This window comes from Pinibacter soli, from assembly GCF_029961145.1.
GTDB lineage: Bacteria > Bacteroidota > Bacteroidia > Chitinophagales > Chitinophagaceae > Pinibacter > Pinibacter soli.
Window position 1 is genome coordinate 225,495 of sequence record NZ_JASBRG010000006.1, and the last position, 12,800, is coordinate 238,294.

The following is a 12,800-nucleotide window of genomic DNA, read 5'->3' on the forward strand; positions in this document are numbered from 1 at the left end:
AGTTGGCTGGGCAAAGCTATGATGCGGACAGCATTACTTCTGCGGTTTCAAAATAATATTACAATATGTTAGACAGATTAGAAGCCATTAAAGCAAAATTTACGGACCTGGGTGTTGCGCTTACAAACCCTCAGATTGTGAGTGACAACAAGAAGTTCAGCGCTATGAGTAAAGAATACCGTAGCCTGGAGAAAATTGTAATGGCTTATGATGCGTACAAAAGATTACTCGACGATATCGATTTTAATCGCGAAGCTTTGATGGGCGATGATGATGAACTAAGGGATCTTGCGAAACTTGAAACCGCTGATCTTGAAGGGCGAAAAGAGAAAATGGAGGCAGAGATACGTCAATTGCTTATACCTAAAGATCCGCAGGATGAGAAGAATGCCATTCTTGAAATTCGTGCGGGAACCGGCGGCGATGAGGCTAGTTTATTTGCAGGTAACCTGTTGGACATGTACCTGCGTTATTGTGCCAAAAAAGGCTGGAAAACAGCCATTTTGAGCGAAAGTGAAGGTACTGTAGGAGGCTATAAAGAGGTGAACGTGGAAGTTGTGGGTGATGATGTTTACGGAACGCTGAAATTTGAAAGTGGGGTGCACCGCGTACAGCGTGTACCTGCTACGGAAGCTAGCGGACGTGTACACACCAGTGCTGCAACAGTAGCGGTAATGCCGGAAGCAGAAGAAGTGGATTTCGAATTGAGAGAAAGTGATGTGAAAATGGAAACTGCGCGAAGCGGTGGTGCGGGTGGACAGAACGTTAACAAGGTGGAAACCAAAGTAATGTTGACCCACTTACCAACCGGAACCGTGGTGATTTGCCAAACAGAGCGTTCCCAGTTGGGTAACAGGGAAAAGGCGATGAATATGTTGCGTACTCGTTTGTATGAAGAACAAGTGCGTAAACAGGAAGAAGAGATTTCCCGTCACCGTAAAAGCTTGGTGAGTACAGGCGATAGAAGTGCCAAGATCAGAACTTACAATTATCCTCAGGGTCGCGTAACCGATCACAGGATTGGATTAACCGTATATAATCTTGATGCTGTAATGAACGGAGATGTAGACGAATTCATTGATGCGCTGCAATTTGCGGAGAATGCCGAAAAGATGACATCTCAACAACAGTAAACGGGTAACAACTTCTACAAAATCCGAATGTGCCGGGTTAAGTATAAATACGTGAAAAACGACCGTTAAAGGCCGCATTTTTACCGTAACCTGCTTAAAATCAGTATTTGTAGTGTTAAAATTTTGAAAAGCTGACGAAAAGCACTTGCAAGTTACAATGTTATTGCGTTGCTTTGTGATGTGAAAATGATGTTGAAAAGTGAGACGAGAAGTCTAAAAGCTCTTTAAGGATACTTTAACAAAAGAAATCGAACCGAAGGCATCAGTTTTGCATCTTACATATGGAGTTCGATTTATAAAACAGTCTTTCTATTGACTTACACAAAAGCAGTCAATTTTCTCATAAGCAGTTAGTTTTGGTTACGGCCCTTGTTTCTACAAGGGCCTTTTTATTTCAAGACAATATGTCTTTATTAAATGCTGCGTGATTTTGAAAAATAAATGAAAGAAAATAAAAAACCCGCTGCAGCTCCACAGGCATCTGCCATAATATCATATAAATCAAAGCTTCTATTAGGTATGTAATATTTCTGGACGAATTCCAACAAAATGCCATTTGCCGTAGAAAACAAAAATAATATCAGCAGAAATTTTGTGAGCTGATTAGAGAAGAAACGGTTCCGGTTGAGGAACAAGGCCCACGTAACTACAAGTCCTCCAAATAATATTACATGTACAATCTTGTCAATGTGTATAGCGTCCAGCCAGCTGCTTTGTGGAATGGCAGAGCCGGGCAGGCACAATAAAACCTGGATCATCAAAGTCCAGAATACGGGTACGACAGGTGTTTTAAAAAGAAATTTTAGCACAGGAAAAAAATAAATAGTGTGAGCATTAAATGGTTCCCATAACATACATGGCGTTCATGTCGGGAGTTGGGCTTCCTCCTTTTTTCTCCAAAGTAACTGCGAATGCCGTAGCCGAAGGGATATTTTTCATTTTTACAACCATATTGTCTTTATCCATATCGAGCATTCCTGCATCTACAGGTTTGCCATCTACCATTGCCCACAGTTGGTATTGCATCCCAGTCGCTGGCTTCGGTAAATTATTCACCATTAAATACACATCTTTTGTTTGCATGTCCCAGTAAACGGTACACATGCTGGAAGAGTTTGCAGAAACGCCAGGAAGCTTAACAGCCTTCATTCTTGGGTTTCTGATGTGCTCAAAATTAGCAGCATAATCCTGCAATTTTGCCTGCATCGATTGGTTGTTATTTACCAATTGAGAATGCTGAACGGACAGATCGTTAAATGCTTTAACCAATTTCCCGTTTTCCCTGTAGAAGTAAAAATTCAACAAAGTGCTTGCACCCAGTAAAATAATAGCAGCGGCTGCGGCAGAGCGGAGTGAGAATAATTTTCTTATAATAAGCGGTTGATCCTCGTCTGCATAATCGTTTTCTGTAGTCGTATAGCTTGTAGTGACTTCATTAGAAGCTTGCTGGCCGCCAATGGCGCTGCGTATTTTGTCCTTTAGGTAGGCCGGCGGTGTAACCGCATTAGATACGGCCTGATGTTCCAGAGAAAGCTCAAGTGCTTCCCTGGCCTCTACCACTTCAGGATACGTGGCACATACGCTTTCAAACTCAAGTCTCTCTTCCTCCGAAGCAAGCCCGAGCACATAGCTCTCAATAATACCACTTTGTATGTATTCCTGTATGTTCATTTCTATTTCAAGAATGTTCTCAATTGTTGCAGAGCCGCTCTGATCCTTGTTTTTACCGTACCTAAGGGAATTGCTTCTATCTCTGCAATCTCCTCGTGTGTATATCCTAAAAAATAAGCGAGCTCTATTAACGACCGTTGTTCCGGTTTTAATTTGTCAACTGCCCTCCTCAATCCGATGCCGTCAACTTGCAATTGAGTGCTTTGTAAATTATCCGCGTTGCCATCAAGTGATACGCTTCTGTTACTGTTGCGGTAGGTTTTTGACCGGATCATGTCTATCGCTGCATTACGTGCTATGTTGAGCATCCATGTAAACAGGCGCCCCTTCGTTTCATCATAGCTATCTATCTTCTTCCAGATGTTTACAAAAACCTCCTGCAACACATCTGCGGCAATATTCTCGTCCTGTACAATCTGTAATATAATGCTGTACAAAGCACCGGAATAATGATCATACAGATAATCGTATGAGCTATTATTCCGTTTCTTTAAAAGCACTACAAGCTCCGCTTCGGTGTATGTTTGTTTAAGTGACAATAACGTTGAAAGTGATACAATATAACAAAAAAAGAGCGCCGAAGCACTCTTTATATACGTAAAAATAGCTTGTTTGGATTAACCCACGATTGCTTTATAGCCTGCAGCATCCATCAATGCATCTACTTCCGCAGGGTTGCTTACAGTCATTTTGATCATCCAGCCTTCACCATATGGATCTGTGTTAACCAACTCAGGGCTTCCAGCCAAAGCAGGGTTCAATTCAGTGATGGTTCCCGCAACAGGCAAGAACAGGTCGCTCACCGTTTTTACAGCTTCTACAGTGCCAAAAATTTCACCGGTACCCAAAGCTTTACCAACAGTTTCTACTTCTACAAATACGATATCTCCTAATTCGCTTTGTGCGAAATCTGTAATACCAACTGTTGCAACATTGCCGCTCAGGCTAACCCATTCGTGGTCCTTTGTATAACGCAGATTATCTGGAAAGTTCATGATACTTTTTTTTAGTTTTTAGTGCAGCAAAGATGCTTTTTTTTTGATAAAAAAGAAAATAGTTGTTGGGTGATAGTTGTTAGCTGTTGGATGTTAGTGCTGGTTGCAGTTATCAGAGCAATCATTTTCCACTTTCAATTCTCAATTTTCCACTAGTTAAAATCCCCGTTGTTGAAAATACATCAACACGTGGTCCTTTAAAAAATCTTCCTGATCCTTTAAATTGTATTTGGGCAGCTCTTTTAGCTGGCGGAAATGTGGCCATCCATCTGCGTCTACTCCTTCCATTTCATAGTAGCCGCTTGGCGTGAGCACGGTACAAACAGCTATATGCATGAGGTCCTGCTTCTGTTCCTTGGAAAATTTTTCTCGTATATCGCCCAGCTCCTGGATGCCTATCATGAAAAGAATGGTTTCCATATCGGGCTTTTTGCCAAAGCGCTCCACCAATTTCGCTTCCAGTTGCCACCAGCGGCTTTGTAAATCGTCTTGAATATTCATGGTGCAAAGGTAGGGGAAGAGAGAGAATGGCACGCAGATGACGCTGATTTAGCAGATCTACGCTGATCTTTCTCAATAATGAATAACAGAATGATTGAATAATTGAAGGTTTGAAATCAACCAAGCTTCTTAAACATAAACATTCAGTTATTCAGTTACTCAATTATTATCCGTGTAAAATCAGTCTAATCAGTGTCATCCGTGTGCTTTCTTATGACAACCTGCGTTCTTTCCCTCTCAGCTTGAAATACAATACAAACCCTACCGCCACCATTGCAATTTGTATGAACGCCCAAAACATTGTACTGATATCACGAACCATTTTGCCGCCAAAATCCATGAAGTGATGTTTATGGAACAATGCAAAGCTGTAGCCTTCGGCTAAGTCTTTATCACTAATCTTTAATGCCAGAGCACCTGTGCTTGTTTCCACATAGTATTTTTCATGATTGTCTGTTTCATACTGCACTTTCCAAACCGGCAGGCGCTTGTTGATGAATCCGTATTCGTCAGTAAACTTTGTAACGAGTTCTGTTGCCACAATTTTGTTGGAGCTTTCGCTGTACGTATTTGCGAGATGCTGCGCATACAATTTCTCTCCGTCTTTTACAAGTTCGTAATTGTTGTTGTCGACAAATTTCACAACTGGTGCGGAAACTTTCTGGTCCTTCATTAGGTCGCCTTGCAAGTTGTTTTGTTTGCCTGATTCTGCATACAATTGCCAGTAAACAGTTCCGTCGATATCAGAAAGGCCAATATTGGTAAACGTTTCGCCGGAAGATAATTTTTGCAGAGCCGCATTAAGATCCAGCTTTAGTTCGCTTGCCGCGAATGAAGCGTCGTTTGTTGTTTGCGCAACAGCGGTCGTTGTCATTTTGTTGAATGCATGGTACCAACCACTAAACGTAAACAACAGTGTAAACAGTGCCGCTACAATGGAAACAAAACGGTGATTGCTTCTTGCGCCGCTCGTGCCATTGCCATTCTTCTTCGGTTTGGTGGTAAAGAAAATATAGAGACCCAGAATTGTATTGAAGAATGTAAAAGCGGTGATCAAACTGATGACCAACAATCTGCCCTTGCCCAATCCATCTAACCATGACCAATTGTGGAGCAGGGAAAAAATCTTATCAAACACAAGCCGTTTTTTATCCATCGCAAATGCAAACCTGTCTTGCGTGGTCTCCACGTAAATTCTGATGTTGTCGTCTCTTTTAAAATTTACTTTATAAACAGGCAGTAAGCGATTAATGTATTTATACTCTTCGTTGAAGCTGGTAAGTTTTTCAATGCCTGAAACGGTAGCACTCGCTCCGCCCTTCATGTTCATATTTTCACAGCAATCTTTTGCATCGGTGCTTTTCGTGCGGTCCACGGTTGTAGAAGCCAGCAGAGTATTTCTGTTCACCGGGTTGCTGCAACATTCCATTACACTCGCATCGCTCTTTGAATTTCCCGATAGAAAAATAGATGCCAGTTGCTTTGCATAAATCTCATCACCGTTAGCGAGTGATTTTCCAGATTCGGCGCTGATGTATTGCACACCTTTTTGCTCAGGCAATTCTATTTGATAAAACAGATGCTTGTTGATGTGAACAAATCTTATATTTTTTACCGAATCAATTTTATTTGAAAGCAAAGCCTGTGACAATGGCACCACAATTTGATTGGTATCTACAGGTGAAGCATTGATTGTTTGCTGCGCTACTTTCGGGCGAACATTCGTCATGAGCGGATGCAGGAAACCACTTGCGGCCCAGAGCAGCACGGGAATACCGGTTATAAGGCTAACCGTTCGGTGCCATTTCATCATTCGCTGGCGGAAATATTTTCTAAGGGACATTCTTTACTTTTTATTGTTGAACAAACTGCCAAAATCGTACGCTACGCCAATATTGAAATTTCTTGGCTCCCCCGGATTGTAACTATAACCGTAGGCACTTTTGCTGGCTGTGTAAGCATAGTAGGTGTTAGCCACATTCAGCGCATTCACCCATATTTCGGCGTTTTTGTATTGGTAAGCAACACGCACATTGAATACATTGTAACGGCCGATCTTAGCTGTGTTTTGCGGATCGAGCCAATCGCTTCCAACATGCTGCCATTCTGCGCCTATACGCAAACCGTTTACAAAAGCAGGTCTGTACCAAACTTCTGTATTGTACAACCAGTTTGGCGCAGCCGCCATTTCGTTCTTATTATAATTGATCCCTTTTTCCACGTAATCAACAAATGTGTGTTTGCTGTAAGCACCGCTGAATCTTACAGACAGGCTTTTGATCGGGTTAGCATTCAAGCCAAGCTCAATGCCTTTGTGAGATGTTCTTCCCGCATTCCTGGTTTCATAGGAACCGTCATTAAGGCGAACGGAAATGATTTCGTCGGTGCCTTGCAAAGAGTAAGCACTTACGTCTGCGTTGAATTTGTTTTTAATAATAGAAACCCATCCACCTACTTCGTAGTTATAAAAAACGGAAGGGTCAAGATTGGGAACTTTAACGCCTTTAAACAGATCGGTGATTTGTGGCGGAACGAAGCCCTGGCTGTAATTTGCGTAGATGCCAACGTCATCGCTGAAATTATAGGTGAAACCAATTTTCGGGCTAACTGCGGTGAAGTTTTTGATCGTATCTGTAGCTCCTGAGTAAGACGAAGTTGGCAATGAATTGTCGAATTTATACCTGAACAAATCATAGCGGAGCGACGCCACAACACGCAATTTTTCTATAGGTGAAAATTCAAAATTCACAAAAGCCGCATAGTTGTTGATGTTTGTACTGAACAGCGCAAGCATGCTGTCCGTGTTTTGATAGCTCGTGTATTTTTTGCTGATTGTATCCTTGTTAATTTTTATGTAGTTGGCGGTATATGTCGAAGGACTAATGTCGACGTTTACGCCGCCAATAATTACGGCTTTTTTCCAGTTAAGATTTTGTCTGTGCTGCGCAATGAACGCATAACTATTGAAGGAAGAATTGTTGATCTCTCCGTGGGCCAGCATTTTGTTGCCTTTCCATCCGGATGATGTGTAGTGGTAGTCATCCTTTATGCTGTAAGATGGATTTTGAATGATCGTATTGTCGCGGTAAACAACGGATGCTGTGGTTTTGCTGCGGTCGTTCCATTCATGTACAAGCGTGGAGTGGTAGCGCAATGCGTTTACCTGTCTGTAGGTGAATGTTTGCGGGTTGCTGAACGACTTTGCTGCATACATAGCGCTGTCAATGCCGCCGGGCATATCGCTGTAATAATTTAACCATGTAACGCCGTTGGTCAGATATGTTTTGCTATTGAAACGATAGTCAACTTTTGCAGTAAATGTTCCTTTGTGAAAATCGCTGTATTCAATAAAACTGTTGCGCTTGTCCGCGTAATAACCATTTACCGAAACGCCCCATTTACCTGCGGTAAAACCCGTTTGAAGGTCTGCGCGTTTGTAGCCGATGTCATTTCCCTGCACAGATAACTTAAGCACAGGCACGGCTGTTGGCGATGCAGTGATGAAGTTTGCCGCGCCGCCAATGGCTTCGCTTCCATAGAGCGAAGAAGACGGCCCTTTGATCACTTCGATATTTTTTACAGCGGCCATGTTCATTTCCAGCAAAGCGTTGTGGTTGAAGAGGCCTGTTGTACGAATAGGAATGCCGTCTTCCAGGTACAGGAACATACTTTTGGTGGTCATAGGCTGGCGGATACTCATCATGTGCTGCTCATTTCCCAGGTTTACCATGTATACCCCGCTTACTTTATTCAGTAGTTGGTCAACAGTTGTGGCCTTGGTTTCCTTGATTGTTTTGGAATTGATGTTTGCAATGGCAACAGGCGCCAGCGATCGTTTTACGCCTTCGCGGTTGGCAGACACGGATATTTCCTGCAAGGTATTATTTGTCGGCTCAAGGCTTATGACTGTCAGTTGCTCGCATTTTAATTCCGTAGACTGAAAGCCGGTGTAGGTAACAGTAATTGTTTTGTGTTGAAACTGTTGCGAGAGTTTGAATTCGCCTTTATCGTTTGTTGTGGCAATAATCTTGTCATTACAATAAATACAGCAACCGGCAAGTGCTTCTTTGGAGTTCTTATCTATTACTTTTCCTTGCATAGTTTGGCTGAATGCCTGCATCGCAAACAGGAGCATAGCACAAACCAGTATGTTTTTAAAAAACATTTTGTAGGTTTTGAATTTGAAATCGAGGCTGGAAAGATGGAGCGTTATGTATCTGTTGAAATGTGTACGAAGTACGATGTACGGTGTACGACAATCATTTGAATGGTACACACTACAGTAATTCGTACATCGTACTTCGTACAACGTACATTTTAGCTTAATGGAAGATTATCTATGCGAAAGATGGCGGGTGAAAAAATGTGTTAACAACAGTAAATGCGTAACTGTTGCTGTATGAGGAATTATGGTTAATAGAATTCTCTGAATAAGTTGGTTCGAAAGAGATGAAGGAAGGGATATTGCAAAACTGTACTTCAAATTTTTCCTGCGCACTTTGCCCTTCTTTCTTTTGCTGATCTTCTTCTTTTTGAAGTTGTTTTCTTAAATGACATTTACCGTTACAATGCATCATCGGCCTGGCTTTGTTTTCGCAGAGCACGGTTGCGATGTATTTTTTGTTTAGCATATAATCCGCCAGTACCACTACTTTATTGAAAGATGTAGCAGCTATAATGATCAGGAAAAATATGGCGGTGAACTTCATCAAGACGTTTGCTTTGGCAATTTGATGTAAAACTAGTATCCACAGCGTGAGATTTAAAATTTTATTAAGGAAATTCCGAATGTTTCGCCCAAAAGTAATTTTTCAAAAAGTATAACGTTATGTATATGAGGCTTTGGCGAGCAAATATGATTCTTATCATATTATTGGGCCGGGTTTGTCAAAACCTCGGTTTCTTATGGTTACTCAAATGTTATTTCGCGAAAAACGAATATTCTTATTGAGTAACTTTATAGAAAGCTGCCATATATACCAAAAGAGGATGATTAACGAATAAACAGAAAACCATGATCAAGGAAATTAACAATGGGCACGTAAGAACCGAGTTTTCCAAGGGGATCACCACCATTGAATTCTATCACCCCCAAAGCAACGCTCTTCCCGGAAAACTACTTGAAGAACTTGCCCACACTATTCACGCAGCAGCAAATGATGGAGAAACCAGGGTAATCGTGCTTCGCTCGGAAGGCGATCGCACCTTTTGCAGCGGTGCATTTTTTGACGAACTCAGGAGTCTGAAAAATCTGGACGAAAGCAAGCGTTTTTTTATGGGCTTTGCCAATTTGATCAATACTATGCGTAAGTGTCCAAAGTTTATCATTGGACGCATACAAGGCAGATGTGTTGGCGGCGGCGTTGGTATTGCATCCGCCGTTGATTATGCAATAGCCACAGACGCTGCTGAAATTAAACTCAGTGAGCTTTCCATAGGTATAGGTCCGTTTGTAATAGGGCCCGCAGTTGAAAGAAAGATTGGCGCTGCAGCATTTAGCAACCTTGCAATAGATGCCACCAAATGGCGCAATGCCGATTGGGCTAAGCGTAAAGGTCTGTATGCCGAGGTGCATACTTCTATAGAGAATATGGACGAATCCATTAAACGCCTTGCAGATTCACTTTCTCACTTTAGTCCCGACGCGATGAGGGAAATGAAAAACATTTTCTGGAAGGGCTGCGAAAATTGGGACGAACTTCTATACTACCGCGCCGGAATTAGTGCTAAGTTGATCCTGGGGGCAGAGGCGCAGATGGCGCTGGAAAGGTTTAGAGAGAAAGTGTCATAAAATAATAACTGAATAATTGAATTACTGAATAAACTGAATGGCTAAAGGTTGTAGTGCAAAACTGAAAATCAACCCCTCAGTTATTCAGTTATTCAATTATTTTTGCCCCATGAGTGATTTACAAAGCCTTGCTGACTTTTTAGAACCTGTTAACCTTGCTGCTCTTAATAACGATGAAGGTTACAAAGATGGCCAAATAGGAAAAATAATTCACGTGTATGAAGACGAGCTGCCGGATATTGAACAGGCAGATATTGTTTTCATCGGCTGTAAGGAAACACGAGGAGCGGGTTTTGCAAATGCTCCGTCACTCGCTGCAGACGCAATACGTCAGGAATTTTACTCACTTTATTATTGGCACACCAATTTGCAAATTGCCGATCTGGGTAATGTGAAAACAGGTGCGTCCCTCAATGATTCTTATGCGGTGGTGAAAATGGTCGCAAAAGAATTGATTGACATGGGAAAAACGGTTGTCATTCTCGGCGGCTCCCACGATATGACGCTTGCTCAATACTATGTATATTCTCAACGCACACAAATTATTGAGGCAACCTGCATCGATGCGCTTATTAATCTCGATATAGACTCACCTTTGCGCAAGGACAACTTCCTGATGGAAATGCTTACCGGCGAGCCAAACTTCATAAAACATTATAATCACATCGGCTTTCAAAGCTACTATGTACATCCGCATATGCTGGAAACAATTGATAAGCTTCGCTTCGATTGCTTCCGTGTGGGCCATGCAAAGGAGTTTATGGAAGAAATGGAGCCGGTGATTCGCAATAGCAATATGCTGAGCTTTGATATGGCCGTATTTGCGCATGCATATGCACCTGCGGGAGCTGTTTCCCCAAATGGCTTTATTGGCGAAGAAGCGTGCATTCTAATGCGTTATGCAGGCATGAGTCCAAACATCAGCACCATTGGTATTTACGGTTTTGATGAAAAGCTGGACAAGGATGGACTAACGGCAAAACAGATTAGCCACATGCTGTGGTATTTGATGGATGGCGCCAGCCGTGGCAAGATGGAAGCAACGCTTGAAGATCGTGATAGCTTCTACGAATATCATCTTACCTTCTCTGAAATTGAAACTACTTTTTTGCAAAGCAAAAAAACCGGCCGCTGGTGGATGCGCATGCCGGACGAAACTTTCATTGCCTGCTCACATAAAGATTACCTTCAGGCGAGTAGCAACGAACTGCCGGAGAGATGGTTAAGAGCGCAGGAGAGAAGCTAGGCGGTAGTGGAGAAAGAACGCAGGTTTTCAGGATTATCATGATTTGTTATGGGTTTTAAATTTGAGATTGTGTGAGATGATAAATGTTACTATCTGAGGAAACCTTAATTTCAATCAATTACTAATCATGACCAATCATGAAAATCATAAAGATCTGCGTTCTCTCTCTGTGCCTGGGCTCCTGTTCTTTACAGAAAAAGATTGCCAAAGTCGCTACCAGGGATCTTATTAAAGATTCAAGTCTCGCGGCTGCGCATGTGGGCATTTGCATTTACGAGCCTTCGGCAAACAAATATTGGTACAACTACCAGGCAGATAAATATTTTGTTCCTGCTTCTAATACAAAGCTTTTCACATTGTATGCCGGCATGAAATTTCTCAGCGACTCAATTGACGGCATTCGTTACCAGGAGACAAAGGATGCTATTTACTTACAACCTACAGGCGATCCTACATTTTTACATCCGGATTTTTTGAATCAGCCGATTGTAAAATGGCTTCAACAAACCTCTAAGAAAGTTTATATAACTGATAGTAACTGGCAGGAAAAACCGCTTGGTTATGGCTGGGCATGGGATGATTACAGTTCTTACTATATGACGGAACGCAGTCCGTTCCCGGTTTACGGAAATGTAATCAAGTGGACGCAAATGCGCCAACAAGATGCTTCAAGTGCAGAAGACAATATCGTGTATTCTGAGCCTGAGGTTGACTGGAAAGTAAAATTCAATCCGGAAAGAACTTCGGCTTTTAATGTTATAAGAAGAAGAGACGAAAATGTTTTTGAAATATCGCAGGGAAAGGAAATCATGAAAGTGGTGGATGTTCCTTTTTTTACCAATGGTGTCGCTTCTGCGTTGGAACTATTAAAAGATACGCTGCAAAAAGAGATCACAGTTGCGGAGAAATTGCCGTCTGGAAATTGGCAGGTGAAAAAATCGCAGCCAACAGATTCTATGTTCCGTGAAATGATCCATAGCAGCGATAATTTTATGGCGGAACAAACGCTGCTGATGGTTGCGAATAAACAACTCGGCGTAATGAATGATGGTCGTATTATTGATACGTTGTTGAAATCTGCTTATAAAGATTTGCCTCAAAACCCAACATGGGTAGATGGTTCAGGACTTAGCCGTTACAATTTGTTTACACCGCAGGATTTTGTGTGGCTCCTGAGTAAAATGAAAAATGAATTTCCGTGGCAGCGCATTTCAACCATTTTCCCTACCGGAAATACAGGCACGCTGAAAGGCTACTATAAAACATTGACGAATAATTTGTACGCAAAAACAGGAACCTTAACAGGACAAATTGCCTTGAGCGGATATTTTACAACACGCCATAATAAGCAACTGGTTTTTTCCATCCTGGTTAATAATCACCATGCGGCGAATGTGGATGTGAGAAAGGCAATAGAGAAATTTTTGCTGGAGGTGTATGAAAAATATTGATCACCCGGAATA

The 12,800-nt window shown here is 41.9% G+C and carries 12 protein-coding genes; 4 read left to right on the plus strand and 8 right to left on the minus strand.

Features of this window, described 5'->3' with window-relative positions; translation table 11 throughout:
- Positions 1 to 65 precede the first annotated feature (65 nt).
- Positions 66 to 1,133, plus strand: coding sequence for a peptide chain release factor 1 (gene prfA / locus QJ048_RS10830; protein ID WP_282334365.1), 1,068 nt, complete (start codon positions 66 to 68; stop codon positions 1,131 to 1,133).
- A gap of 413 nt (positions 1,134 to 1,546) precedes the next feature.
- On the opposite strand, the gene QJ048_RS10835 is transcribed toward prfA, so the two are convergent.
- From QJ048_RS10835 to QJ048_RS10870, 8 genes are all read right to left on the minus strand, one after another.
- Positions 1,547 to 1,942, minus strand: a complete 396-nt coding sequence (locus tag QJ048_RS10835; protein WP_282334366.1) for a VanZ family protein — start codon at positions 1,940 to 1,942, stop codon at positions 1,547 to 1,549.
- A gap of 25 nt (positions 1,943 to 1,967) precedes the next feature.
- A complete protein-coding gene (locus tag QJ048_RS10840) occupies positions 1,968 to 2,804 on the minus strand; it encodes an anti-sigma factor (RefSeq protein WP_282334367.1) in 837 nt (278 codons plus the stop codon).
- Positions 2,805 to 2,806: 2 nt separating this feature from the next.
- On the minus strand, positions 2,807 to 3,343 hold the full coding sequence (locus QJ048_RS10845) for an RNA polymerase sigma factor (RefSeq protein WP_282334368.1): 537 nt from the start codon (positions 3,341 to 3,343) through the stop codon (positions 2,807 to 2,809).
- A 78-nt stretch (positions 3,344 to 3,421) separates the two neighbouring features.
- A complete protein-coding gene (gene gcvH, locus QJ048_RS10850; RefSeq protein WP_282334369.1) occupies positions 3,422 to 3,799 on the minus strand; it encodes a glycine cleavage system protein GcvH in 378 nt (125 codons plus the stop codon).
- A 156-nt stretch (positions 3,800 to 3,955) separates the two neighbouring features.
- Positions 3,956 to 4,300 (minus strand): hypothetical protein, encoded by a 345-nt coding sequence (locus QJ048_RS10855; RefSeq protein ID WP_282334370.1) that lies wholly within the window; start codon positions 4,298 to 4,300, stop codon positions 3,956 to 3,958.
- A 211-nt stretch (positions 4,301 to 4,511) separates the two neighbouring features.
- On the minus strand, positions 4,512 to 6,143 hold the full coding sequence (locus QJ048_RS10860) for a PepSY domain-containing protein (RefSeq protein WP_282334371.1): 1,632 nt from the start codon (positions 6,141 to 6,143) through the stop codon (positions 4,512 to 4,514).
- A gap of 3 nt (positions 6,144 to 6,146) precedes the next feature.
- Complete coding sequence (locus QJ048_RS10865) at positions 6,147 to 8,465, minus strand: TonB-dependent receptor (protein ID WP_282334372.1); 2,319 nt, start codon at positions 8,463 to 8,465, stop codon at positions 6,147 to 6,149.
- Positions 8,466 to 8,637: 172 nt separating this feature from the next.
- Complete coding sequence (locus QJ048_RS10870; RefSeq protein WP_282334373.1) at positions 8,638 to 9,012, minus strand: hypothetical protein; 375 nt, start codon at positions 9,010 to 9,012, stop codon at positions 8,638 to 8,640.
- A gap of 302 nt (positions 9,013 to 9,314) precedes the next feature.
- On the opposite strand from QJ048_RS10870, the gene QJ048_RS10875 reads away from it, so the two are divergent.
- From QJ048_RS10875 to QJ048_RS10885, 3 genes are all read left to right on the plus strand, one after another.
- Positions 9,315 to 10,091, plus strand: a complete 777-nt coding sequence (locus QJ048_RS10875) for an enoyl-CoA hydratase/isomerase family protein (protein ID WP_282334374.1) — start codon at positions 9,315 to 9,317, stop codon at positions 10,089 to 10,091.
- 109 nt (positions 10,092 to 10,200) lie between these two features.
- Entirely contained in the window at positions 10,201 to 11,337 is a 1,137-nt protein-coding gene (locus QJ048_RS10880) for a formimidoylglutamase (RefSeq protein ID WP_282334375.1), read from the plus strand.
- 137 nt (positions 11,338 to 11,474) lie between these two features.
- Entirely contained in the window at positions 11,475 to 12,788 is a 1,314-nt protein-coding gene (locus QJ048_RS10885) for a D-alanyl-D-alanine carboxypeptidase/D-alanyl-D-alanine-endopeptidase (protein WP_282334376.1), read from the plus strand.
- Positions 12,789 to 12,800 lie beyond the last annotated feature (12 nt).